Annotated in this window: 22 protein-coding genes; 13 read left to right on the top strand and 9 right to left on the bottom strand. The window is 33.6% G+C overall.

What is annotated here, in order from left to right:
- Positions 1 to 91: 91 nt before the first annotated feature.
- Positions 92 to 2,470 (bottom strand): S9 family peptidase, encoded by a 2,379-nt coding sequence (locus ACFFVB_RS12135; protein WP_382383133.1) that lies wholly within the window; start codon positions 2,468 to 2,470, stop codon positions 92 to 94.
- 213 nt (positions 2,471 to 2,683) lie between these two features.
- Between ACFFVB_RS12135 and ACFFVB_RS12130 the strand changes: the two genes are divergently transcribed.
- The 9 genes from ACFFVB_RS12130 to ACFFVB_RS12090 all read left to right on the top strand — a co-directional run bounded on the left by ACFFVB_RS12130 (position 2,684) and on the right by ACFFVB_RS12090 (position 14,182).
- The gene (locus ACFFVB_RS12130) at positions 2,684 to 3,793 is read left to right on the top strand and encodes a sensor histidine kinase (protein WP_382383131.1); all 1,110 of its coding nucleotides are present in this window, start codon (positions 2,684 to 2,686) and stop codon (positions 3,791 to 3,793) included.
- Positions 3,790 to 4,506 carry a LytR/AlgR family response regulator transcription factor gene (locus tag ACFFVB_RS12125; RefSeq protein WP_382383130.1) on the top strand — a complete coding sequence of 239 codons (717 nt, stop codon included), beginning with the start codon at positions 3,790 to 3,792 and terminating at the stop codon, positions 4,504 to 4,506. The genes ACFFVB_RS12130 and ACFFVB_RS12125 overlap by 4 nt, the downstream gene beginning before the upstream one ends.
- 245 nt (positions 4,507 to 4,751) lie before the next feature.
- On the top strand, positions 4,752 to 5,939 hold the full coding sequence (locus ACFFVB_RS12120) for an Lcl C-terminal domain-containing protein (protein ID WP_382383129.1): 1,188 nt from the start codon (positions 4,752 to 4,754) through the stop codon (positions 5,937 to 5,939).
- 142 nt (positions 5,940 to 6,081) lie between these two features.
- Positions 6,082 to 7,320 (top strand): Lcl C-terminal domain-containing protein, encoded by a 1,239-nt coding sequence (locus ACFFVB_RS12115; protein WP_382383127.1) that lies wholly within the window; start codon positions 6,082 to 6,084, stop codon positions 7,318 to 7,320.
- A 207-nt stretch (positions 7,321 to 7,527) separates the two neighbouring features.
- Positions 7,528 to 8,562 (top strand): arylsulfotransferase family protein, encoded by a 1,035-nt coding sequence (locus tag ACFFVB_RS12110; RefSeq protein ID WP_382383126.1) that lies wholly within the window; start codon positions 7,528 to 7,530, stop codon positions 8,560 to 8,562.
- A 189-nt stretch (positions 8,563 to 8,751) separates the two neighbouring features.
- Positions 8,752 to 10,848: an AAA domain-containing protein gene (locus ACFFVB_RS12105; RefSeq protein WP_382383125.1), complete on the top strand. Its 2,097-nt coding sequence runs from the start codon at positions 8,752 to 8,754 to the stop codon at positions 10,846 to 10,848.
- Between the two features lie 527 nt (positions 10,849 to 11,375).
- Positions 11,376 to 12,512 carry an ergothioneine biosynthesis protein EgtB gene (gene egtB, locus ACFFVB_RS12100; protein WP_382383124.1) on the top strand — a complete coding sequence of 379 codons (1,137 nt, stop codon included), beginning with the start codon at positions 11,376 to 11,378 and terminating at the stop codon, positions 12,510 to 12,512.
- Complete coding sequence (locus ACFFVB_RS12095) at positions 12,513 to 13,514, top strand: L-histidine N(alpha)-methyltransferase (RefSeq protein ID WP_382383123.1); 1,002 nt, start codon at positions 12,513 to 12,515, stop codon at positions 13,512 to 13,514.
- A gap of 2 nt (positions 13,515 to 13,516) precedes the next feature.
- Positions 13,517 to 14,182, top strand: coding sequence for an aspartate/glutamate racemase family protein (locus ACFFVB_RS12090; protein WP_382383122.1), 666 nt, complete (start codon positions 13,517 to 13,519; stop codon positions 14,180 to 14,182).
- A gap of 266 nt (positions 14,183 to 14,448) precedes the next feature.
- Here ACFFVB_RS12090 and ACFFVB_RS12085 read toward each other — a convergent pair whose 3' ends face one another.
- Together ACFFVB_RS12085 and ACFFVB_RS12080 are read right to left on the bottom strand one after the other, a co-directional pair.
- Positions 14,449 to 14,964 (bottom strand): 2'-5' RNA ligase family protein, encoded by a 516-nt coding sequence (locus ACFFVB_RS12085; protein WP_382383121.1) that lies wholly within the window; start codon positions 14,962 to 14,964, stop codon positions 14,449 to 14,451.
- Between the two features lie 176 nt (positions 14,965 to 15,140).
- The gene (locus ACFFVB_RS12080; protein WP_382383120.1) at positions 15,141 to 15,524 is read right to left on the bottom strand and encodes a VOC family protein; all 384 of its coding nucleotides are present in this window, start codon (positions 15,522 to 15,524) and stop codon (positions 15,141 to 15,143) included.
- Between the two features lie 323 nt (positions 15,525 to 15,847).
- Here ACFFVB_RS12080 and ACFFVB_RS12075 point away from each other — a divergent pair, with 323 nt between their 5' ends.
- From ACFFVB_RS12075 to ACFFVB_RS12065, 3 genes are all read left to right on the top strand, one after another.
- A complete protein-coding gene (locus ACFFVB_RS12075; RefSeq protein ID WP_382383118.1) occupies positions 15,848 to 16,195 on the top strand; it encodes an ArsR/SmtB family transcription factor in 348 nt (115 codons plus the stop codon).
- A 110-nt stretch (positions 16,196 to 16,305) separates the two neighbouring features.
- On the top strand, positions 16,306 to 17,355 hold the full coding sequence (locus ACFFVB_RS12070; RefSeq protein ID WP_382383116.1) for a permease: 1,050 nt from the start codon (positions 16,306 to 16,308) through the stop codon (positions 17,353 to 17,355).
- A gap of 147 nt (positions 17,356 to 17,502) precedes the next feature.
- Positions 17,503 to 18,057, top strand: coding sequence for a DsrE family protein (locus ACFFVB_RS12065; RefSeq protein ID WP_382383114.1), 555 nt, complete (start codon positions 17,503 to 17,505; stop codon positions 18,055 to 18,057).
- A 61-nt stretch (positions 18,058 to 18,118) separates the two neighbouring features.
- Here the strand turns inward: ACFFVB_RS12065 and ACFFVB_RS12060 are convergent, their stop codons facing one another.
- The 6 genes from ACFFVB_RS12060 to ACFFVB_RS12035 all read right to left on the bottom strand — a co-directional run bounded on the left by ACFFVB_RS12060 (position 18,119) and on the right by ACFFVB_RS12035 (position 23,534).
- Positions 18,119 to 19,075, bottom strand: coding sequence for a YheT family hydrolase (locus ACFFVB_RS12060; protein WP_382383112.1), 957 nt, complete (start codon positions 19,073 to 19,075; stop codon positions 18,119 to 18,121).
- Between the two features lie 79 nt (positions 19,076 to 19,154).
- Entirely contained in the window at positions 19,155 to 19,616 is a 462-nt protein-coding gene (locus ACFFVB_RS12055; RefSeq protein ID WP_382383110.1) for an SRPBCC family protein, read from the bottom strand.
- A 145-nt stretch (positions 19,617 to 19,761) separates the two neighbouring features.
- Entirely contained in the window at positions 19,762 to 21,987 is a 2,226-nt protein-coding gene (locus ACFFVB_RS12050) for a TonB-dependent receptor (RefSeq protein WP_382383108.1), read from the bottom strand.
- A 61-nt stretch (positions 21,988 to 22,048) separates the two neighbouring features.
- Positions 22,049 to 22,390 (bottom strand): hypothetical protein, encoded by a 342-nt coding sequence (locus tag ACFFVB_RS12045; RefSeq protein ID WP_382383106.1) that lies wholly within the window; start codon positions 22,388 to 22,390, stop codon positions 22,049 to 22,051.
- Positions 22,391 to 22,466: 76 nt separating this feature from the next.
- Positions 22,467 to 22,808, bottom strand: coding sequence for a hypothetical protein (locus ACFFVB_RS12040; protein WP_382383104.1), 342 nt, complete (start codon positions 22,806 to 22,808; stop codon positions 22,467 to 22,469).
- A 273-nt stretch (positions 22,809 to 23,081) separates the two neighbouring features.
- Complete coding sequence (locus tag ACFFVB_RS12035) at positions 23,082 to 23,534, bottom strand: hypothetical protein (RefSeq protein WP_382383102.1); 453 nt, start codon at positions 23,532 to 23,534, stop codon at positions 23,082 to 23,084.
- Positions 23,535 to 23,740: 206 nt separating this feature from the next.
- Between ACFFVB_RS12035 and ACFFVB_RS12030 the strand changes: the two genes are divergently transcribed.
- Positions 23,741 to 24,574: a DUF6503 family protein gene (locus ACFFVB_RS12030; protein ID WP_382383100.1), complete on the top strand. Its 834-nt coding sequence runs from the start codon at positions 23,741 to 23,743 to the stop codon at positions 24,572 to 24,574.
- Positions 24,575 to 24,610 lie beyond the last annotated feature (36 nt).

The raw sequence follows: 24,610 nt of genomic DNA, 5'->3' as shown, positions 1-24,610 counted from the left end.
CTCAATAAAATATAGTATTATTCGAGATTGTATTTTTTTAGTTGAGAGGTGAGGCTAGCAAATACACTTACTTTTATGTTGAGCATGCGCTTTAATCTTTTATTTGAAGTAAACTTTTATTAAATAATTTAAATATTCTATTATACTCGTCTGTCCAACTACTAGGTTCTACAAAACCATGTCTCTCTACTGGATAAACGGCCATTTCCCAATTTGTTTTACCCAATTCAATGAGACGCTGCGATACACGTACCATGTCTTGAAAATGCACATTATCGTCTACCATCCCATGAAGTATTAATAAATCACCTTTCAATCCGTCGGCAAAGTAAATAGGCGAACTTTTGCGGTAAGCCAGACTATCTGTTACAGGTGTATTTAAAATGCGAGCCGTATAACCATGATTGTATGCGGCCCAATCTCCTACAGAGCGAATGGCTGCTCCTGCAGCAAAAGTTTCAGGTTCGTTAAACATACCCATTAATGTTATAAATCCGCCATAAGAGCCACCGTAAATACCGACTTTCTCTTTGTCAATTCCTAATTCTTTAACTAAATAGGCAGCACCATCGACTTGGTCACTCAGATCTTTTCCTCCCATATGGCGGTAAATTCCTGTGCGCCATGCACTACCGTAACCTGCGCTACCGCGATAATCGATATCTAAAACTGTATACCCATTATCTACTAATAAATTATGAAACATATATTCGCGGTAGTACACGCTCCACCATTGATGCGCATTTTGAAGGTATCCCGCACCATGTACAAAAATAACAGCAGCTTTGTTTTTTACCTTGGCATCCGGATTGTAAAGTCGGGCGTGCACTTCTGCACCATCGGCAGCAGTAAACGTAATCATTTCTGGCGCCCGCCATGGATAAGCATTAAAGTCCTCGGTCGTAGAGTTTGTAATTTGCGTGGCTTTTGTGTCTGTTTTACTAAATAACGGATTAGCCTTTAGAAATAATTCTGTGGGTTTGTTAGAATAGGAGTACAGGATTGCCATTTGTGTTTCATCTGGAGATAGTGTAACAGCGTTTCCTCCAGCTATATAGGTAAGTTGTTTTAATTTTCCACCATTAATTGGCATACTGTAAAACTGACGGTCCCCAGGATGATTTTTATTGGCTGTAAAATACCAATGCTTTTTATCGTTTGAAATAAACGGATCGTAAATTTCGAAATCGCCAGAAGTCAGTGCTTTTGCCTTTTTAGAGGAAATGTTTAAAGAATATAAATGAGAATATCCAGTAGCTTCCGATTGAAACCAAATGCTTTTCTGGTCTGGCATCCAACCCAATTCACCACTACCGTATCCGCCTATTCCAGGACCTGCAATCCAAGCTTCATTATGTTGATTATTTAAATTTGTAATTGTTCCATCTTCAGCATTTAATAACACTATCCAACGGTCTTTATAATCGTTTGCATTAATGTTTAAAATAGCTTTGCTACCATCTGTATTCCAAATCGGACCGCTTATATATCCAATTCTATTGTCGTTTATATAGTCTTTATCTGGATATTCTTTTGTGTATTCAGGAATGTAATCTAAGCCTTCCAGATTATCTAAAATTACAGGATACGTTTTTCTGTTCGCAATATCGTACACCTGTAACTCATAAGTATCTGGTGTGTCTCCAACTTTAGAACGTGTATTCTGATCTTCGGTATAACCAGATTCCGTTACATAATGTGGGGTAATGGTACCTTTGTTTTTTTTTCTTTTTACAGTTAAATACGTCACGTATTTTCCATTCGGACTTATTTGCAAATTAGAAATAGATTTGCCGTCTGTGTAAATAGGAAGCGGCTTTTTTAGATCTGCTTTGTCATTTAAAAGGTCCTGTTGGTCTTGCTTCGCTTTACGTGTTTTTAAGACATCAAATAGATCAAGTTGATCTTGATATAACCATTCATCCTTTTCACTGCGTTTATCTTCTTTATCCTTTTTAGAGGTGAAGTTGGTAATTTGCTCGGTTACACCAGAATCAATATCCCAAGTATATAAATTGTTATTCTGGATATAAGCGATTTGTTTTTCGTTGGAGGTGAAATGAGGTTGACTTTCGTACGCTTGTGTATTGGTAATTTGTGTGATTTTTTCTGAAGGAATATCCATTAAAAATACATCGCCATGCTTACTGTATATTTTCTTAGATTTATTACTGTTAAACGTTCCTCGAGAGGAAGGCAATTCTAAAGTGGCATCAAAAGACACCTTTTTAATATCTTTGGTATTCGTATTGAATGCATATAGAGAATCACTAAATGCATGATTCGGATTCCAATCAAAATAAATTGTGTTGCCATGTTCTGCCCAGTGTACATTAGAGGGTAAATGACCAATAAAATTATCGCCTTGCATAATTTGTTTTATATTAAGTGCAGATGCATTATTGTCTTGTGCTTTAGTCACGAAAAAGCTGGTTATTAATAATAAGCTTAAGAGTATTTTTTTAGGCATGTAAGTGGATTGTGTTTAGTGAGAATCCAAATATAACGATTTGTAGTAATGATAAGGGATCGGACATAAAAATATGCGAACTCTTAGTTTTAATTGGTATTTTTCGATTTTTCATTGATTCAAACCCACTTTCTATTGATAATATTTGAATACTATAAATAGAAATAGCACCTTTGGTTTATTACCAATTGGCTTTAGCTTAAACGTATCTAAATGAATAAAACTGTATTAAATACACAAGGTTCTCGATTTTTTGAGTCTACTTTTATCTTTCTATTTTGGATATTATTGTTTGTTTTACCGGTGTTTTATCAATGGATAAATAGTCATACTGTACGTTGGAACGTCATCTTTAGTGTTTGGACTGATTACTTACCTTTATTAATTATCTTCTGTGTAAATCGGTTCATCTTAACACCTTTTCTACTCTTTAAGAATAAGAAAATCGCATACATAGCCTCCGTAATAGTTGTTATTGGACTGACAGTAATGGGATCAATTTCTCTTAGAAACGACATGCCTTCTCAGAATAGAAATCAGATACAAAAACACGTCGGACTTCAATTTCCAAATTCAAATAAAGCAGGGAATCCACAGGACGGTTTAGAACGACAAGGAGGAGCAGGAACGTATCCGCCGTATGTAAATTTAATTTTGTTATCTATCTTATTGGTTGGTTTTGATACGGGAATGAAACTCTCTGTAAAATGGGCAGAAAGCCAACAGCAAAAAGCAGAAGTCGAGAAAGAAAGTATTAAAAACGAATTAGCCTTTTTACGCAATCAAGTCAGTCCTCATTTTTTAATGAATACGCTTAATAATATTCACGCTTTAATTGATTTTGATACCAAGGAAGCGAAAAGTTCCATTGCAAAATTATCTGTTTTAATGCGTTATTTGTTATATGAATCTAACGATAAACCAATACCATTAACCAAAGAAATTAAGTTTATAGCGAGTTACGTGGAACTTATGAAATTGCGCTTTCATGAAGATGTGAAGATTCAACTGAATCTACCTGAAAATCCGCCTAATATTTCTATTCCACCTTTATTATTTACTAATATTCTAGAAAATGCCTTTAAATATGGCATTAGCTACGAGCAGAAATCGTTTGTGTATATCAATCTATTAATTCATGAAAATGAACTTGAATGTACAATTCAGAATAGTGTGCACGAGAAATTTAAGACCTCAGAATCCTCAGGAATAGGCATTCAAAATACAGAAAAACGTTTAAAGTTATTATATAATAATAACTTTACGTTTACATATTCCGAAATTGAAAACGTGTATAATTCAACCATAAAAATACCGATATGATAACGTGCATCGCTGTAGACGACGAACCCTTGGCACTTAGACAAATAGTGTCTTATATAGAACAAACGCCTTTTCTTGAACTTAAAGGAAAATTTACAAATGCATTAGGTGTTAGTGATTTTCTTAAGGAAAATCCTGTGGACTTACTCTTTCTAGATATTCATATGGCCGATTTAAACGGATTGGAATTAGCGAAAACTTTAGAACATCCGCCTCGCATTATTTTTACCACGGCGTATAGCGAATATGCAATTGAAGGCTATAAAGTAAACGCAATAGATTATTTATTGAAACCGATAGAATATGTAGATTTTTTAATGGCTTCTAATAAAGCATCAGAAACCATAACTAAGGAGCGACAGTTTGTAACCGAAGTGAAAAAGAATGACGAGTTTTTGTTTATAAAATCGGGTCAGCAACATATTCGAATCAATTTTAATGACATTAAATATATTGAAGCTCAGAAAGAATATGTGTCTATAAACTTAATAAACGGCGAACCAGTTAAGACTTTACTTCGTCTTAAAAATATAGAAGATGTTTTACCTAAAGAACATTTTATGCGCATTCACCGTTCTTTTATAGTTAACCTAAATCATATCGTGACTGTAGAGCGAAATAGAATTATTTACAGCACAAAAGAGTTTATTGTGGTTAGTGATACGTATCAGGACGCATTTAAAACCTTCCTGAATAATAATTTTTTTAGTTAAAATTTCAATTGACTAACATATTCATTAGACCTTAATGCCGTCATGCTGAATTCATTTTAGCACCACATTATTGTGTAAACTAATTAAGTTATATGTGAGACCTTGAAGCTTATTCAGGGTGACGATTATAATATAGTCTTGTATTCATGAATTCCGTTGAATGAAACCCGCCTTCTATTGATTCTCTTCGTTTTCAAATAGTTAAAAGTAGACCTTTACATAAGTTAAATTTTAAGTTTATAATTATGGAAAAAAGGATAAAAAATACATTAGTTACGTTAGGCATGTGTATTACGGTATGGTATTCGGCAGTAGGACAAATAACATATCCGATAGTAGATACTGGAGTAACTGAATTTTATAGTAATGATAATGTCATTTCTGCACCGCATGGTGGCGACGATTTCTATGGTCAAGATGCTACTTATACAGGAAATAAACCGTCGTATACAGATAATGGCGATGGTACAATTACCGATAATATAACAGGTTTAATGTGGGAGAAAGATATGGGCGAAAAAATGTCTTATGAAGCTTCCTTTTCTAAAGCCCAAGAATCTAATTTGGGTGGACATTCAGACTGGCGAGTGCCAACAATTAAAGAGCTTTATTCTCTAATGCTATTTACTGGTCAGGTAAAAGGCGCTAAGTCTGGGAAATTATTTATAGATACTGATTATTTCAATCAGTTATTAGGAGATACCACTATTGGAGAACGTGAAATAGATGCGCAAACGTGGTCGTCTACGGAATATGTAGGTCTGACAATGAACGGCGATAAAACCATTTTCGGAGTTAATTTTATTGACGGGCGTATAAAAGGCTATCCGAAATTTAATAAACGAAAAAATAGTGAGAATACCATGTATTTTAGAATGGTTAGAGGAAACACGGACTACGGAAAAAACAACTTTATAGATAATGGAGATGGTACCGTGAGTGATTACGCAACAGGCTTAATGTGGCAAAAAGCAGATGATGGTAAAGGTCGTGATTGGGAAACGTCTTTAGCTTATTCTGAAGATTTAGAACTTGCTGGTCATACCGATTGGCGTTTGCCAAATGCCAAAGAATTGCAAAGTATAGTAGATTATTCTAGATCGCCACAAACCACAAATTCACCAGCTATAAATCCTATATTTTCAACTTCAGAAATTAAAGACCCAGAAGGGAACTCTGGACAATATCCGTTTTTTTGGACCAGTACCACGCATTTAGATGGTGTAAATCCAACTTCTAGTGCTGTGTATATTGCCTTTGGTGAAGGTCAAGGGAAAATGAGAAATCAGCTTATGGATGTACATGGTGCGGGATGTCAAAGAAGTGATCCAAAAAGCGGTAATAAAAATAAATATCCAACGTATTTCGGACCTCAAGGCGATGTGCGCTACGTCTATAATTACGTGAGAAGCGTACGTACAATCGAGATGTAAATGTCGCTAACGCTTATCTAAGATGAAGCGGGTTAGTCTGATGCTTTTTTCATTGATTAAATGCACGATTCCATTGATAGCTTTTTTATTAAACACAGTTATTATTGACCTTTGAATTATCAATAACATAATACAAAACAAAATGAATTTCAAATATTTAAAAACAACAATAAGCCTAATTACTATTTTTTCCATGATATCTTGTGGAGACGATACTATCGATACCACTGATGATGGTGAAGTAGATGGCGGAGATATCGAATTTACAGGATTGAGTTACGAGATTGTAGATACAGGTGTCTTAGATTTTTATGATAACGATGCCATAATATCTGCACCTAGTGCTGGCGATGCCTTTTATGGCCAAGATGCTACGTATACGGGGAATGAGCCATCGTATACCGATAACGGCGATGGAACAGTGACCGATAATGTTACGGGATTAATGTGGCAACAAAATATGGGCGATAAAATGTCGTATGCCGATGCTGTTGCATTAGTTGAAACGTTCAATTTAGGAGAATATTCAGATTGGAGAATACCTACAATAAAAGAATTGTATTCGTTATCTAATTTTACTGGGCGTTGTTTCGGGGATGACGCTGTAGATATGTTTATCGATATAAATTATTTCGACCAACCTATTGGTGATGAGTCTATAGGAGAACGAGAAATCGACGGACAAACATGGTCAATCACAGAATATGTTGGACGCGTAATGAATGGAGATGAAGCCGTTTTTGGGTATAACTTTGTCGACGGACGTTTGAAAGGCTATCCTAAATACAGCCCAGCTACCGGCGCTCCAAACACCATGTACTTTAGAATGGTAAGAGGAAACACAGCTTATGGTGAAAACGATTTTACCGATAATGGAGACGGAACAATTACAGACCACGCTACAGGATTAATGTGGCAACAAGTAGATAATGGTGAAAACTACGACTGGGAAAATGCCTTAGAGTATGCAGAATCATTAACTCTTGGAGATCATAGCGACTGGAGAATGCCAAATGCAAAAGAACTACAAAGTATAGTGGATTACACACGATCGCCACAAACTACAAATTCTCCTGCGATCGATCCTTTATTTACGTGTACTTCAATTTTAGATTACAATGGTAATCCTGGACAATTTGGTTATTATTGGTCTAGCTCACCATTACAGGATGGACCAACACCTTATACAGATGCGGTGTATTTTTGTTTCGGGGAAGCCGAAGGTCTAATGAATGGTCAGTTATTAGATGTGCATGGAGCGGGAGCACAGCGTAACGATCCTAAAGCGGGTAGTACAGATGATTTTCCAGATACATTTGGTCCGCAAGGCGATATTCGTAAGGTGTATAACTTTATAAGATGTGTGAGAGACGTTAATTAATAAGATGTTACTTGTAGATTCAATTGATTTTTTGATTCGTTTTTCATCAAGAAAAAATGAATACCTGAAGAAGGAAAATGAAGATGAAATTTTCAAAGTTCAGTTTATACTGAACTAGATTCAGCTCCAGAGTACATTAGAGTGTGATTCAGGAATATATTTGACATCAACAGGACTTAATACTAAAACATTTTAAAAAAGATACCAATGAAAATCAACTGCTTTAATATATCATTATTACTTGTATTGCTGTTTTCAGTGAGCGCCTGCGAATCGGATGAGGTAGGACCTACTGAAACCGATACTGATACGGAATCATCATCGAGTATAATGGACGGTTATGTGCTGTATTCCTATATTGGAGACAGTACAACGCATCTTATCGATTCTTTGGGAGTAGATGTAAAAACGTGGTCGTCAGATTACACTGCTTCGGGAGGTAGTTATTTGTCGGAAAACAAGACTTTATTACGTTTAGGGAAATCCCCACTTGTAAATAATGGTTCATTTGCTACAGGAGGTTTAGTTGCCGGCAGGATAGAAGAATTAGACGACGACAGTCAAGTGGTTTGGTCGATAGAAAAAGCTAGCGACGAAGCAACGTTTCATCATGATTTTAAACAAATAGATGATACTACTATCATTGCACTAACTTGGCAACTTCGCGAATATAATGAGTCTGATTACTGGAACGAAGTTGTGGTTATAATTGATAAAACTGATAACGCTATTCTTTGGGAATGGAGTGCAATGGATGACGGAAATATTTTTCCCGTAAACAATAACAAAGCAGACTATTTACATTTTAATTCGGTTGACTATAAAGACGGGAACATTCTTATAAGTTCAAGAGGTCAGAATACACTGTATGTTGTTAATAAAGACAGTAAAAGCATTACGCAAACTATTACGGCTTCTGGTGCTTTATCAGGACAACATGATGCGACCTTTTTGGATAATGGAAACCTCCTTGTTTTTAATAATGAAGCAGATACAAATACATCTGCTGTTTTAGAAATCACACTGACGGATGAAGTGGTTTGGTCGTATTCAAATACCTTTTATTCCGATCATATTTCAGGAGCACAACGATTGGAGTCTGGGAATACCTTAATTTGTTCTGGAGTAGAAGGACGTTTTATTGAGGTTACAGATATCGGAGATGAGGTTTGGGATTTTACGCCAGAAACGACAAATAAAAAGTCTGAAATTTTTAAAGTGCGGAAATATGCTAACTATTAAAAAAGAGCTCACGTTCTGTTAAAAAAAATCATTCAAATTAATACGCCTTTACGTTATAACTATTATCTGTTATAAAACCATTATTTTATTAGCTTTTTATATATTTAAACGCTCTCAGTTTAGGACTTAAAAAGTAAAAATAAGATTAGATTTTAAACCGAATAGTTGAGATGTAAAGGCGTATTTGTAATGGAAGTAGTTTTTGAGAAAATAGTAAAGAAGTGGTATGAAAAAGATCATCAACAACATGCGTATAATGAAAAGCAACTTGTAAATGTTTTGTACAAGCATAATTTTGAAGTAGAGCTTGTTGAAAACGCATTAGAAGAATACAGTGTCTATTTTGATCGTGTACGACGGTATTTATTTCTTCCAAAATGGGATAAAATCTTGAGAGATTTTCCGTCGTGGTTTGGTTTAGTAAACCATAATGCTCAAGAGGTTTTAAAAGCCTTTACCGATGAAGAATACGCTATTGAAGACGATCATGCAAAGTTATGGATTATTGCTAAAGTTAATAAGAGCATATCAAATTCAAATTTCGGATTTTTATACGAAGCCCAAATATCGTTACCCGATGGTGTGGCTACTCCTAGTCAAGAAGGGGTTCCTATAAATTTATGGTGGAAAGATGTTTCTCAGTCTCATAATATCCAAGGTGTCTTTTTAGCGTATTACAGAAAGAACTCTTCTATGATTTTTAGAGTCTCGTATGAATTGTCTGCGGAACACTTAAATTCAAAATTCCAATTTAAACCAAAGCCTATAAATTTTTTAAAGGATATTAAAAGACGGTTTAATATTGCGAATACAGACGAGACAAGTCTAACACATAAGCTATTTTATAGGAAAGATTTTCTGCGCCATAGTATTCACAAAACAGATAGTCATTATCCTGGTTTAAACACATCTCAAAAAGAGGCTGTAGAACGTGTGTTTTCTCAAAACGTAACCTTTATTTGGGGACCTCCAGGTACAGGTAAAACCTACACCTTATCAAAAATAATTACTAAAGCATGTTGCTTAGGACTTCGTGTTTTAGCCGTTGGTATATCTAATGTGTCTATAGACATTCTTGGTCAAGATATTATAAAAGAATTTGATACCTATAATAGTATTTCCAAAACCTTAATCAATAATAAAAAAATATTAAGATTTGGATATCCTGTTTTGCCCGAAATAGTTAATGATAATCGGTTATATCCAGATAAAGATTTAGTCGATAATCTTCGTGAAGAATATGGTAATGTGCTTAAACTTTTAAGAGCACAAAAGAACCAAGACTTAGAAGAAAAAGCACTGCTTAGAAATAGACAAGTGCTTTTAAAAAATGAGATTAAACAGAGCAATCAAAAGCGGATTGGCGAATCTCAATTGGTATTTACAACAGCCGCTCAATGTTTTATCGGAGATAGTTTCGAAAATGAAAAATTTGATCTTGTTGTTGTCGATGAGGTTGGTATGATGCCATTAGTACAGACGTTAAGCATGGCAAGTTTTACAAAAGATAAATTTGTAGTTGCAGGCGATTTTAAACAACTCGGCCCCATAAGTATTGGGAAAACAGAGGCTGTTAATAATTGGTTTAATAAGGATGTTTTTGATTATTTTAAGGATGAAAACAACTATGAAGAGGATATACAGGTAATGTTAACCGAGCAAAGACGGATGCATCCTGAGATTTGTGAATTTATAAATGATCGCTTTTATAACGGAAAACTAACCACTCATTATACTCCAGAATTTGAACATTTAAAACTGCTTAATCAAACAATCAGTTCTCCATATTATTTTATACCTGTAGCGCCTAGACAAGGTTCGGTTGTGAAATCTACCGCAGGAAGATCGCGAGTAAATGCCAAAACAGGACAACTTATAGCCAAATTGGTTACGGAAATTATTAGTGGAAACAGCATAATAAATGTTGGCGTCATTACGCCTTATAATGGTCAAGTTACTTACATAAAACGGCTATTGATTGATTTGTTATCGGATGAGCAATTAGATCGTGTTAAAATAGGAACCATCCATTCTTTTCAAGGTTCGGGTTTTGATATGATTATTTATGATATTGTAGATAATAGTGAAAAAAATATTGGCCGACTTTATAAAGGAATTCAGGGAGAACGTCTATTAAATGTAGCTTTATCTCGAGCCAAACATAAATTAATTATTGTAGGAGATCCCAAAGTGTTTTCTATGACAGATGAGCTTCAGGAAGTGTCCAAAAAATTAAGATCTTTTATGGTCGAGTTAAGATTATCCAAATATCAATTAGAAGTCTAATAGAGAGTTAAATCTATTGAAAATAAAAGAGTTACGTTCTTGTGTTTCGATTTTTTTTGTATCCTATTTAGACGTGTCCTAACCAATATACCTAAAGAAATTAACTAGTAATTTGAAGCCTCTAAATACTTTTTAGATGCTATCCGTTACGCATTCAATACCCAAATCATACGGCTATAATTTTATATTTTATTTATTAATTAAATAAGGATTCAAGTCATAGCGCGACCAATATGTGGTAGTAAACCAAAATGGCAAAGACTCTTCAGGTTTTTAATTTATAAAAAAACTGTTCAAGATGACTGATCTTGTAAAAGGTCAGTCAGACAGAAAGCTATGGAAAAGGTTGAACAAAATCAGAAGGGTTAGAAAAAGAATGGATTGCGTTAATGCTCGCTTAATAATATTTTAATTTTGCTTAGGTTAAAATTTTATAACTTTAGGAAAGTATATTTAGCATGAGCCCATTTGATTTTAGAATCTTTAACTAATTAAATAAAAATGTATTAGCAGATATGACTGTATTGATGAATTATAAACTAGTTAGAGAACAAACGCTCAAATTTTGCAATCATTTACATATAGAAGATTATGCTATTCAGGTCGTGCAATTCGCAAGTCCTCCAAAATGGCATTTAGCCCATACAACTTGGTTTTTTGAAACATTTATTCTTAAAGCCTATGTACACAATTACACCGAATTTAATTCCCATTTTAACTTCCTTTTTAATAGTTATTATAACAATGCAGGCGATAGGGTTTTGCAATCTAATAGAGGAAATATGTCTCGTCCTAGCACCGATGAAATTTTAGAATACAGAACATATGTAGATGCTAAAATGCATGAGTTGCTATTAGATGTATCAGACAAAAAACTGATAGAATTAGTAATGCTTGGATTAAATCATGAACAACAGCATCAGGAATTACTAGTTACTGATGTCAAATATATGTTTGGTCATAATCCCATTTTCCCGGTTTTTAATACCGAATACAATTTGGTTAAAGACCACAATTTAAATACCGAAAGTGTAAAAATACAAGCTGGTGTTTATGAAGTTGGTTATCAAGGAACCGAATTTTGTTACGATAATGAGTTAGGTGTTCACAAGGTTTATATTAACGATTTTGAGATTCAAAACCAATTAGTTACCAACGGTGAGTATATAGAATTTATAGCGTCTGGTGCATATTCCGACTTTAATTTGTGGTTAGACGAAGGTTGGACTTGGGTAAATACCCATAAGATTAACGCGCCTATGTATTGGCATAAAATGGATGATGAATGGCATTACTACACCCTTTCTGGTTTACAAAAAGTAGATAAGAATGCGATTTTAAGTCATATTAATTATTACGAAGCCCAGGCATTTGCCGAATGGAAAGGCATGCGTTTACCCACAGAATTTGAATGGGAAGTCGCGTCTAAAGCCTTGAACTGGGGAACACGATGGGAGTGGACTAATAGTGCATATTTACCATATCCTAATTTTCAAAAAGAGAATGGTGCACTTGGTGAATACAACGGGAAATTTATGAGTAATAAGATGGTACTTAGAGGTGCTTCTGTTGCCACGTCTCCAAACCATAGCCGCGATACTTATCGTAATTTTTTTAACCCTACCGAAAGATGGCAATTTACGGGAATAAGATTAGCAAAATAGATGATAGAAATAGTTAAAAATAAGGAAGTAGCACAGGAGAACGTAATCTGTGATGATTTAGAACAGTTTAAGACGGATATCGAAAACGGACTCCAAGAAAATCCCAAAACAATACCTTCGATGTATTTTTATGATAAAAAGGGAGATGCTCTGTTTCAAGAAATCATGAATTTGCCAGAATATTATTTAACGCGTAGTGAGTTGGATATTTTTAAGAATAAAACAGACCAATTAATTAAAGCGATGGATTTGCAAGCAGATTCTTATTTTGAATTAATTGAACTCGGTGCAGGGGATGGTTTAAAAACAAAAGAATTACTAAAGTCTTTAGATACAAATAATTTTAAATTTGATTATTTTCCAATAGATATTTCTTCTAATGCCTTAGATCTGCTCGAGAAAGACCTTAATGAAGTCTTGCCAAATGTATCGGTAAAAACAAAACAAGGTGATTATTTCAAAGTATTGGATGCTTTAAAAATGAGTAAGAAACCTAAAATCATATTGTTTTTAGGGTCTAATATTGGTAATATGACAGATGATTTGGCATCCGCATTTATTTCTAAATTAGGCGCAAATTTAGCGCCAGGAGATAAACTTTTATTAGGTGTAGATTTAATAAAATCTAAAGATATTGTATTGCCAGCTTACGACGATAGCAAAGGCGTAACGGCAGCATTTAATATTAATGTCTTAGAAAGAATAAATACGCAATTGGATGCTAATTTTGATTTAAGTCAGTTTAAACATTCTCCAGAATATAATGAAAAAGAAGGTATTGCCATTAGTTTTATTGAAAGTAAAAGTGATCAAACAGTAGCGGTTAAAGCCATTGGCAAATCGTTTCATTTTGAAAAAGGTGAAAAAATACAAACCGAAGTTTCTAGGAAATATAATGATGTACTTATATCTAAAATTATCTTGAATACCGATTTTAAGTTAGATACTAAAATCATGGATAATAAAGCATATTTCGCAGATTATATACTAACGAGATATTAATTATGATTAACAATAATCTAGTACTTTTAGGTCTCGGAAGCCGAACGACTACATATTATCTAAGTGTATTAAATGATTTATATAATAAAGAAAATGGTGAGTATAGTACCTGTCCGTTAGTCGTATTTAATGTAGATTTTAATGATGTAAATTCATTACTACCTAATACTTCAGAGACATTAGATCGTCTAGTAGAGGGATATTTAAGAGACATGGAATCATTTAAACCCAATGCTATAATTATTCCTAATATTACGCTTCATGAAACGGTAGACCGATTGCATAATGATTCCGAAGTCCTTCATCCACTTCATTTAACGGTCTCTAAATTAAAACAAAATAATTGGGGTAAAATCGTATTGTTTGGTTCGCTGTATTCTATGAGATCCGATTATATTAGCTCTTATTTCAAAGCCAATACTATAGAAGTTATTTCACTATCAGAAGACGATATGGCTTTTATAGATACTGTAAGAAAAGAGGTTTATAAGGGAACAGAAACAGCTACACTGGTCGAGAAATTCCATAAGCTTATCGCTCGATATGCTGCCAAATATCCTGTGGTTCTAGGGTGTACAGAATTATCTGTATTGAATCCAAAAAATAATGAACACATAATGGATATGGCTCAAGTACAAATGGAAACCGCCATTGGGAGTATGCGTTAACTTACAATGAAGACATCTCTGATTGATATTTCGTAGTAATTATAATACAAGTATAAATTCAGTTAACCAATTTTTTTTAAATTTTGCGTAAATATAATCCTAAGAAGAAAATATAGTATTTTCCTATATGGCATTGCATTTGAGTAGGAGGGAAGTAAATCAGACTTGTAGTTATAGCTAAGATGATGTATTTACTTTAAATTGGAGTATGAATTTAAAGTAAACGTCCGTGTTTTTTTAATAATTGATACTCAAAATTAGGTGTGCTAATCTTTGGTAAGGTTATTATTTACGATAGCATATTCATCTACCACCTTCCATTTTCCATTATTTATTTGTTCAATTAAACTTATTTTATTGAAAAACAATTCAGTGGGTAAATCTTGTTTTTTAATTTCTGTAAAAATGGCTTCGGTACAGGTCGAATTTCTAGGATGCATGAGTGTGACGTGAGGTTGTTGCTCACGTATTAAAGGTATTCCTAAAATGCGTTCTCTTAATGCCTTAAACTCTGTGTTTTTATTGGTTGTAGGTAAAAAAACACCGCGTCCATTTGCAAATCGTTCTGGTCCGTTTAATGCAATGCGGAGTGGTTTTTCTAGATTTATAGAGGTAATACGTTCAATTATTTTGGAAATAGGCTCTATTTCGTTCTCACGACAAAGGGTAATATGACAAGGAATTAAATGAAATTGTTCGGGATTATAGGTTGCTCTGATTTTTTCAATATTCTCACTTGATTTTTCAATAAATAAAGTCAGTCGCTTTCTAATGGTGTTCATTTTTTATCAAATATTGGTTCTAACTTATTTATGAGCTACATGCAGTTTGTTGAAACCATATTTTTAATAGTAAAACCCGTATTATAAGGTGATAAATTTACATTTGTATTTTGTGAGGAAACATTTTATGTTAGGTGTTCAGAGTATTAAGAAAACCGATTAACAAAATTAATTTATTAGATATCATCATTTATCTCAATCCAATACCCATCAGGGTCTTGAAAGTAAACTTGCCTAATCCCATCTTTTCGTATGTAATCTTTGTTTGGTGTATCACGCCAATCTGAATAATCAATATTTAATTCTTTTAGATACTTTACAAAAGAATTCATATCGGATGTGGTTAAAGCAAAATGAACGGCTTTATTTGTTTTTATTTCAGAATCTGGCCGTGGAATGAGATGAAGTTGCTTCCCTTCATTAAGTGACAGCCATCTTGTTTTGGAGTCTGAAGCCGTATTCTTAATTTCGTCAAGTTGAAGTACCTTTTGATAAAATGCAATAGATGTGTTAACATCTTTTACAGAAAGTGCGATATGATTGAATGAGAAAGCAGCCATTTAATTGAGATTCATTTTTTGAGTATACTAATTTAAAAAAATAATTGGAAATTGAAGATTACTTTTTAGTAACTCAATGTACGTTCTTTTTAATATACGAGTATTTATTCACCCGTCTTAAAAATTAATGGGCTATATCTGATGTTCTCTTAATCCTGTTTCCAATAAGGGATACAGATTTCAGTCATTTTTTAAAAATCAAAAACTCCTTAGATCTCTTTTTATTTAATAAAAATTTGCTTTTATAATGGAAAAAATTACATTTGCATTATATATGCGTAAATTAGCATATGTTTTAAAACTTTGACTCAATTAAAACAGTAATGAAGCCCAACTTGCAAAACAGTTTAAATACTTTTAAAGCGTTATCCGAAGTTACACGTCTTAAAATTATCTGGTTATTAATTAATATGGATTCTAAAATCTGTGTTTCAGAAATAATAGAAGTCTTAAACGAACCACAATATAATGTGTCTCGCCATTTAAGAATATTAAAAAAAGCAGATATAATCGACGAAAGTAAAGAGGGGAAATGGGTGTATTATTTTATCAAATCTACAGATAGTGAATTTATGTCGCATATAAAAAATGCAGTAAGTACCATCTCCGAAAAAGACATGACTATAGAGATAGAGCGTTGTAAGCAACGACTTCTAGAGCGTGACTCTTAACTTATAATCTACATTTAAAAACCAATGCCGTATTGGTTTTTTTTACAACCTAACATATGCTAAATTTAGCATATGTTAATGTTTAATCATTAATTATAATTCATTTTAAAATGTCAGAAAATTTAAAAATTGCACTAGACGAGTTTATCCATGTAAGTGTTGCATTGTTCTTTATTATTGCCTTTGTATCTGTTTTAACTGGTTTTATACGGGCGTACATACCACAAGAAAAATTACAGAAACGATTAAGTAAAACGGGGAAATATAGTGGTGTAATGGGAGCGATTCTGGGGATACCAACACCTTTTTGTAGTGCTTCTATGGTACCTGTTTCTATGGGAATGCTCGAAATGGGAGCGCCTCTATCTATGGTGTTTTCTTTCTTATTGTCGGCGCCTTTAGCAAATTTTGTTGTGGTCGCTTTTGTCTTTGCGGTGTTTGGTTTTAAGGTGGCGGCAGTCTATTTTATTATCGTTTTTATTGGTGCTATAGTCTTTGGAACTATTGTAGGTAATACATCTCTGGTAAATCATGTAAAAATTATGGGGACTAAGCCAAAAGTTAATCCTTGTACAGCAGAACCTTCAACCATGCAAAGTTGTTCAGGAGGGGTTCAAGAAAAACGTACGGAACCTGTGATTTTGATTTCCGATTGTTCGGCTATTCCAGTGTCTGAAATGTCGTGTTCTGGTCAAACTCAAGCTTCAAGTTGTGAATCAAATTCAAAATCTATATTTATTAAAGTAAAAAATGAAAAGGTAAGAGGGGCGCTAGATTTTGCTTGGTCACTTTTCAAACGTATTATGCCGTATGTCTTAATAGGTGCTGTAATTAGTGCAGTTTCGGTGGTTTTTGTGCCTGATGCCTTTGTAGAAAAGTACTTGGGTAACGATAATCCGTTAGCTATATTTTTGGCAGCAGGAATTGGTGTGCCTTTATATCTTAGAATTGAAATGGCTATTCCATTATTAAGTGTATTAATCGGAAAAGGAATGAGTATGGGAGCAGCCATGGCTTTATTAATTGGTGGTACGGGTGCTAGTTTGCCAGAAATCGCTATAGTGTCTTCAATGCTAAAACCTAAGGCTGTAGTTGCTTTTGTGGCTTCTATTCTTGCTATAGCTATTATAGGTGGATTTATATTCTACTACTTATTTTAAACGGGTATTCGCGATATTAAGTCGGTCTCTATTTTTTAATCTCTTTTATAACCAAACAGTCTCGGGCTAAAATAATTGCCATTTTAGTCCAAGACTGTTTTATAGGTTTTCTCTTGTGTGATACGCGATTTCTTATTATAATTACAAATGCAAAATAAATTTCAGTACCTCTTTTTCCTAGTCTTGTTTTTAACTCAAGTGCATATTTCTTTCGGACAAAAAGTTAAAGCCACGACAGGGCCAGTTTTCGATGCGGTTGGTGCCGTGTTTACTGTAAACGATTTAGATTTTGTGCCGGATGCTTCTCAGGAGCTAAAAGCTATTTTCGATATCGATAATAAACAAGTAGATGCAAGTATTCCTAACAGGGTTATTTCTAGTATGCACCGTTATTATAATATGCATGTGAGGGCTGGTATTCCAGAAGAACAGATTCATCTTGCGCTTGTTTTACATGGTGGTGCGGTAAAAGATGCCTTATCTTCAGCGGTTTATAAAGAAAAATATAATGTAGATAATCCGAATATAGAATTAATTAAATCTCTTTCTGCTATTGGTGTCGATGTGTTTCTTTGTGGACAGTCTATGACGTCTAATGGGTATAACAAAGCGGATTTGTTACCAGAAGTAAAAGTGGGGTTATCTGCGATGAGTGTACTTACTGTTTACCAAATGAATACTTATGCATTAATTAAATTTTAGCGTATTTCCTTTAATTTCTGCTTCACTACAGAACGCCACAGAATTAAATTTTACAACAGATTTATATACTGCTGAAAAATTCTAGAGCTCGGATTTCTGCATACGATTGAGAAGAATTCTTTAATGGAAAAGCACAATGTCCGCCATATTTAGGCATTTCTAAATAGACATAATCACTCTCTTTTGCTTGCGATATGGGATAGCAACGGTCGCCTAAAAACGGATCATCCAACGCATTAAAAATAAGTACGGGAGTCGAAATGTTTTGTAATACAAACTCTGGAGAGACGCGGTCGTAATAATCATCTTTATCAATAAAACCGTGCATTGGCGCTGTAAAATAATCATCTATTTCATCGAAACTATGTAAAGCGTTTATTTTATCGATATTCGCTAATTCAGGAAATTGAATCACTTTTTGCTTCAGCTTATTTATTATTTCCTTTTTAAAATTATTTAAATACACTTTATTGAAACCCATTTTTAAGGTTTCTGAACATGTTTTTATATGCGTAGGAGCAGACACGGCAACAGCGGCTTTTATTCGCGGATCTGTTTCACCTTTTCCTAAATAATTTAAAACTTGTGCACCACCCATAGAATATCCAATCAGGTAAACGGACTTCATACCTTGACTAAAAGCAAATTGTACAACGGCATCCAAATCGTCTATAGAACCATGATGATACATTTTTGGTAAGCGGTTCATCCGTCCGCCACAGGTTCTATTATTCCAAGCAAATACAGAAAAATCCTGTGCAGCAAAATAATTCGCACAGCTATTGTTATAGGTTCTTCTAGAATCGCCTTCTAAACCATGACATAAAATAAGGGCTTTGTCCTGTCCTTTTATAATATAGTCGATATTAAGAAAATCGCCATCACTTAATTCTAAAGTTTCAGTGTTATAATCTGGAGGGGAAACTTGCTTTATTTTAGCAGCATAAATAGTAGAAAAATGTGGGTTTCTATGTATTAATGACGGTGTATTATATTCGGATTTCTCGATTATTGGCATTATTGTGGACGCTATTAAATGGTGCTAATTTATAAATATCTAAATGTGATAATCGTTTTAAATACAGATAGTAAACGGATTACTTTCCGAATAATTCGTTTAAAATCGTGTTACGATATTTAAAAATTTCTTCGAGTTTGTTTTTAATCATGAAGCTGTTTGCGATATTTCCTAAAAATCCAAAAGGAGGCTGATAGGTTACAATGTCCTTCATTAAAGTTCCGCCTTCTGTTGCTTCTAAAAAATGCTGATGATGCCATAATTTATAAGGTCCTACGCGCTGTTCGTCTACAAAATACTGCTTATGTTTTACGTGTGTTATTTCTGTGACCCAGGTGGTTTTTATTCCCAAAACAGGAGAAACCTTGTAGTTAATAATCATCCCTTCGTACATGGCGTCGGGTAAATTTTTAGTAGTGATGTCAAACCCCATATAATCTGGCGTGATGGTTTTTAGATTTTTAGGATTCGAGATAAATTCCCATAAAACATCTACGGGTTGATTAAAAAATTGTTCGCGTTGAAATTGATAAACTCCCATTGATTTGATTTTGTGTTAAGTGCATGACGGTTACAATATACCATTATGAAGCGGATATATATGTAAAAGAACAGCTGAAAATTAATGAATCTTCAGCTATTCCAATGATGTTTTAACACTGATTTAAGTGTTCTGATTGTTAATTTTATTTACTCGGAATTTTATAGCGCACACCTAAATAAAATTCTCTTCCACGTGTTGGGCCCCAAACCGAACTGGTATCAAAATATTCACCAAACGGATCCTGCCAACTTAAAATAGGCTGTTCTTGTCTAAAATTGAAAATATTTTCGCAACCGGTATACAGTTCAACGCGATTTAAATTATAGGTAAATTGAGCATTTAAAATGGAATAGTCTTCAGAAAAATCTGGGCGTCTATAAATTTCGGGATTACTTTGTGTATTGGGTAAACGTTGCTCGCCATACCAATGAAAGTTCACATCTATTCTAAATCTATTGGACAGTGGTTTGTATCCTAAATTTGTCACTATTTTATGTTTCGGATTGAAAGGTAAAAGTTCTTTTTTGCCCTCTATTTCACGATAGACATCTATAAAACTGTATCCCGTTTTAAATTCGAATTGTTCATATAAATTTAGCGATACTTCTGCCTGAAATACGTTACTTATACTTTTTCCTCTAAAATTTTCGATAATTGCTTTTGTCGGATCGGTGTCGTAATCAGGAAAGATCTGGTTTTTAAAATTCGTATGATAGAAGTCTGCACTAAAGAAACCATTCACATTTTCGGTGTCAAATTTCTGAGTGATATTTATTCCGGTATTCAATGCGTGTTCTGGTTCTAAGGCTTCCTTAAAAACGATATCTCTAGAACTTACCAATAAACCAATATTTTCACTAAATAAATTTACAGTACGCCAACCTGTACCTACATTGGCACGGATAATTGTTTTTGGCGTAATATCGTATTTTAAAAGTGTACGTGGTGTTACTTTGGTTCCAAATTCATTATGGTTATCGATACGAATACCGGCAATCCACGTTAATTTATCGTCTAAAAATGTCATGGTATTTTCAGCAAATGCACCGATTATATTTTCATTTCTAAAATAATCGCCGTCATAAGTTCTGTTTAAAGCATTGTATGTAAATGCAACATCCTCATCGCTATTTAAATGCTTAAAACTGATACCTGATTTTAAAACATGCGTGTCATAATTAAATTCATGTTGCATGTTCGCAAAGAAATTAGTCTGTTCGGCATTATATTTTACCGTTCCGAAATACGAGTTCTGATTCTGATAAAAACTAGAAGCATACAGCACAAAATTATGTTGGTCGTTCATTCTAAACCCTGTTTTACTCCATACTTCAGGCTGATTAATATTAACCGTCTGCCCATAAATTTCATGACTGCCTTTGTCTGTATCTGCATTAAAATTAGTCTGTCCGCCAATACGCTGTTCGTTTACAAAACGTATTCCCAATTCACTATTCCAACCCCAATGCGCTTCGTTACCATACTTTAAGGTATTAAAAACCATATAGCGGGTTAGTTTTGGTAAATCTAAGAAGGTATCATCGTCTTTGTCAAATGCATTAGCCGGTTGCACCGTAGAAACTGCAGTAAGATTGCTCCATTTTCCTTTTGTAAACGCGTAGTTGGCATTTAAATGTGTTTCTGAAAAACTATTGATATAGGCATTCAGTAAAAGCATTTCTGCATTTTTAGGGTCTTTGGTTTCCACGTTTATTTGTCCGCTAATACTTTCAAAACCTTGAAGGACACTATTTGCACCTTTAGAGATATAAATATTATCGACTAAAGTGCCAGGAATACTACTAATACCATAAGTATAGCTTAAACCTTGAATCATAGGAAAACCATTAATTAACACCTGATTGTAAACACCTGAAAGCCCAAGAATACGTAGCTCTTTAGAATTTGTAATCACATTTGTGGTTTGAGCTTGGACTGTAGTTTGTGTTTCAAAACACCCCGCCAAATCACAACACGCCGCTTTTGTCAATTCGGTTTGAGTTAGCAGCTCTGTTTTTATCGGACTTAAACTAGAGATAATAACACCATCGCGCTGACTCTTAATAACGACTTCATCTAAAGATTCCGATTCTTTTAAAATGACATTTATTTCGGATTGATCGCTAATTTCTAGTACTTGAGAAACATGCCCAACATAACTCACAATTAGTGTGTTTTTAGATATGTCTTTAGCGGTCAATTTATAGTGACCATTAATATCTGTTGTGATGCCAATAGCTGTGTTTTTCCAATGCAGACTTGCACCCGCTAATGGTTCGTTATTACTGTTGGTCACTTTTCCTGAAATGTATTGTGCCGACAAAACATAGGGAAACAGTAAACCAACAATGAATATGAATATTTTCATTGATTGAATTTTAAAGTGAAACAAGCAAAGTGTAATTAATTTACACCTTGACTAAAGGTATTTACTGTTTTACTTTGTAAGGTCTGTCGTTTGGATCTTCACAACCTGCTGTGTTTTTAATCGCAGTAAAGATATCTTGTTCGGATACTAAAGTTGGATTAAATGCAATTTCGAATTGTGTTGTGGGCCCTGTTTTTCCTGCCACACAGGCATTCACGCCTTCCAATTTTTGGACATTGGCAGAAATAGTTTTTAAATCACTAGAGCATGTAATCCCCTTAACTTTTGGTGAAATGGTTTTGGTGGATGCTGTGATTTCTGTTTTTTCTTCTGAAGATTGTGCGAAAGTTGCTGTTGTTGAGGCTAATGTAATTGCTAATGCGAAAATATGTGATAATTTCATGTGTTCTGATATTTTGATTTGTTTAAAATGAGTTTTGAATCGAACGTGCGATTCGGTATGACTACTAAAATTGGTCTTAAACAAATTGTGGCGGTTGCCAAAAATCAGAAATAAATTGTGAAGCTAAATACGATTGATATCCGAAAAATTGCTCAGTCGAAATTGCAATATAAGGTTCTAGTGAAAAAGGATAATTAAAACTTACTAATAGGCAAGAACAACACGCTTTAAACGGATTACAATTGTCTGTACTGCCTTTAGATTTTTGATGTTCTGTGTTTTCAGTTTCAGAAACAGGAGCAGAAGAAATTGCACAACATGGTTTTTGAACCTCAGAAGTTAGTAACAACTCGTCATTCCCAGATTTAACCGAGAGCGACAAGACCATAAAGGCTAATATGTATGCTAAAAATTTCATTACACATCAAATATAAATAAATTCTGAAGAAGAATTAATAAGGCTTAAAGCAATTGTTCTATTTTTACGGTACACTAATTAGAAATACTAAAATACGCTATGGACATAGATAATGAAATTGAAAAACTTAAAAAAGAAAACAAGACGTTAAAACAGACAAATATGATTTTAACCATTTTTGTAACAGCAACCGTCGTTATTATGATTTATAATAATTTTATAGCCTGATTGATTTCAATTATATTACGTTATTGAAAAAGAAGGGATTTAATACTATCTTTTTTCCGCATATTTATACTTCTCAAACTTTGGTGGCAGTTGGTTCGTGACTTCTAGTTTATTAGAAGTTACAGTCGGTTTAATCATAATCACTTTTGTGTTTTTATCAATTTCAACGGTATGTTCACTTTTCATGTTTACAAAATCGATATGAAGTAATTTAAACTGATAAGCCTTAGGTTTAAAGTTTAGAATAGCATATTCACTTGGTCTAATTTGTCCTAATGGGATATTATCAATCCAAACATTTAATCTCGCCGTATTATCTACCGTATGTAATATATTAGCGCCACTATAAATAAGGACGTTTCCATCTCCTAATTCATCTATATTTACATGGTCTATATCTGTTTTAACAAAGGTATATTCTGAAGAAATAGGTTTTAAACCGCAAGAATTAAATAAAGGTAATACTACTAATAAAAGTAAAAGTTTTAGTGTTTTCATAATAGATGTCTATAAGAAGGAGGTTTCGCTAGTATTTTAATTTCTAATACAAACATATGCAATTGTCTGTTTAGTTTTTTTAGTAATTATTTAAAAATATGAATTTGATTTTGAAGGTTAGAAATTGATTTATAAATAGATGTAAGGAAATAGTTTGTAAAGCCACTAATCCCATTAATTTTGTACTAACAATAGAAAAAAACAACATGAGAAAAATTTTAGCAATTGGTATGATTTCCATTTTTACTTTAACTTCCTGTAAAAATGAAAAGAAAGAAGTGAAACAAGAGATCCCTACTCAAGAAGTTAATAAGACGGCTCCAGAGTTTATGAATAAAGGACATGAGTTGGTTTACAGAATGACCAAGGAAGTAGGGGATTACAGTAAACTAATGAATAGAAAAGATGTTGTTTACACCTATACTTACCAAACTCCAGATGGTAAAACCGATGTGACTACAGAAAAATATATGTTTAATGGAGAGTTATCTTACGGCAAGTATATAAAACACGAAAGATCGCTTGCAAATTTAGAAGGTACTATCGAACAAGGTTACGATGGTAGCGAATATTGGTTAAAGCATGAAGGTAAAGTATTAACAGATTCTATGTACTTAAAACGTGTCGCTTTTAATAGACCAACTAATTTTTATTGGTTTACAATGATGCCCAAATTATTAGATCCAGGTGTGATTTACGAATATGTAAAAGAACAAACTGTAGGTGATTTGGAATACGATGTTGTAAAAGTAACGTTCGAATCTCCCGATGGGAAGCCAAAAGATATTTACCAATTATATATTAATAAAGAGACAAAATTGGTGGATCAGTTTCTATTTACGGTAATGGATTTCGGAAAATCAGATCCGTTATTAATGGAATTACAATACGAAAATATCGATGGTATATTATTGCCAACAAAACGTAAATACAAAGCGTCGAATTGGGATGCCGAAGTTACAGATGAACCTTGGATTTTAGTAAATTGGACAGACATTTCATTTAATAACGGCTTAACTAAAGCTGATTTTACAAAATAGATATGTTGTTATAATGGAGCGTTTCAAGACATAACC

Origin of the sequence: Formosa undariae (genome assembly GCF_042427615.1) — a bacterium.
Taxonomy (GTDB): domain Bacteria; phylum Bacteroidota; class Bacteroidia; order Flavobacteriales; family Flavobacteriaceae; genus Formosa; species Formosa undariae.
The sequence above is the reverse complement of the archived record's forward strand: the minus strand, read 5'-3'. Positions and strand labels throughout refer to the sequence as shown.

Excerpts from the sequence above, each read along its gene's own strand:
- ACFFVB_RS12090 (WP_382383122.1), top strand. The coding sequence starts at position 13,517 with ATGATTAACAATAATCTAGTACTTTTAGGTCTCGGAAGCCGAACGACT.
- ACFFVB_RS12075 (WP_382383118.1), top strand. The coding sequence starts at position 15,848 with ATGAAGCCCAACTTGCAAAACAGTTTAAATACTTTTAAAGCGTTATCC.
- ACFFVB_RS12070 (WP_382383116.1), top strand. The coding sequence starts at position 16,306 with ATGTCAGAAAATTTAAAAATTGCACTAGACGAGTTTATCCATGTAAGT.
- ACFFVB_RS12080 (WP_382383120.1), bottom strand. The coding sequence starts at position 15,524 with ATGGCTGCTTTCTCATTCAATCATATCGCACTTTCTGTAAAAGATGTT.
- ACFFVB_RS12035 (WP_382383102.1), bottom strand. The coding sequence starts at position 23,534 with ATGAAAACACTAAAACTTTTACTTTTATTAGTAGTATTACCTTTATTT.
- ACFFVB_RS12130 (WP_382383131.1), top strand. The coding sequence starts at position 2,684 with ATGAATAAAACTGTATTAAATACACAAGGTTCTCGATTTTTTGAGTCT.
- ACFFVB_RS12125 (WP_382383130.1), top strand. The coding sequence starts at position 3,790 with ATGATAACGTGCATCGCTGTAGACGACGAACCCTTGGCACTTAGACAA.
- ACFFVB_RS12060 (WP_382383112.1), bottom strand. The coding sequence starts at position 19,075 with ATGCCAATAATCGAGAAATCCGAATATAATACACCGTCATTAATACAT.
- ACFFVB_RS12105 (WP_382383125.1), top strand. The coding sequence starts at position 8,752 with ATGGAAGTAGTTTTTGAGAAAATAGTAAAGAAGTGGTATGAAAAAGAT.
- ACFFVB_RS12040 (WP_382383104.1), bottom strand. The coding sequence starts at position 22,808 with ATGAAATTTTTAGCATACATATTAGCCTTTATGGTCTTGTCGCTCTCG.
- ACFFVB_RS12050 (WP_382383108.1), bottom strand. The coding sequence starts at position 21,987 with ATGAAAATATTCATATTCATTGTTGGTTTACTGTTTCCCTATGTTTTG.
- ACFFVB_RS12045 (WP_382383106.1), bottom strand. The coding sequence starts at position 22,390 with ATGAAATTATCACATATTTTCGCATTAGCAATTACATTAGCCTCAACA.
- ACFFVB_RS12085 (WP_382383121.1), bottom strand. The coding sequence starts at position 14,964 with ATGAACACCATTAGAAAGCGACTGACTTTATTTATTGAAAAATCAAGT.
- ACFFVB_RS12095 (WP_382383123.1), top strand. The coding sequence starts at position 12,513 with ATGATAGAAATAGTTAAAAATAAGGAAGTAGCACAGGAGAACGTAATC.
- ACFFVB_RS12055 (WP_382383110.1), bottom strand. The coding sequence starts at position 19,616 with ATGGGAGTTTATCAATTTCAACGCGAACAATTTTTTAATCAACCCGTA.
- egtB (WP_382383124.1), top strand. The coding sequence starts at position 11,376 with ATGAATTATAAACTAGTTAGAGAACAAACGCTCAAATTTTGCAATCAT.
- ACFFVB_RS12135 (WP_382383133.1), bottom strand. The coding sequence starts at position 2,470 with ATGCCTAAAAAAATACTCTTAAGCTTATTATTAATAACCAGCTTTTTC.
- ACFFVB_RS12030 (WP_382383100.1), top strand. The coding sequence starts at position 23,741 with ATGAGAAAAATTTTAGCAATTGGTATGATTTCCATTTTTACTTTAACT.
- ACFFVB_RS12115 (WP_382383127.1), top strand. The coding sequence starts at position 6,082 with ATGAATTTCAAATATTTAAAAACAACAATAAGCCTAATTACTATTTTT.
- ACFFVB_RS12065 (WP_382383114.1), top strand. The coding sequence starts at position 17,503 with ATGCAAAATAAATTTCAGTACCTCTTTTTCCTAGTCTTGTTTTTAACT.
- ACFFVB_RS12120 (WP_382383129.1), top strand. The coding sequence starts at position 4,752 with ATGGAAAAAAGGATAAAAAATACATTAGTTACGTTAGGCATGTGTATT.
- ACFFVB_RS12110 (WP_382383126.1), top strand. The coding sequence starts at position 7,528 with ATGAAAATCAACTGCTTTAATATATCATTATTACTTGTATTGCTGTTT.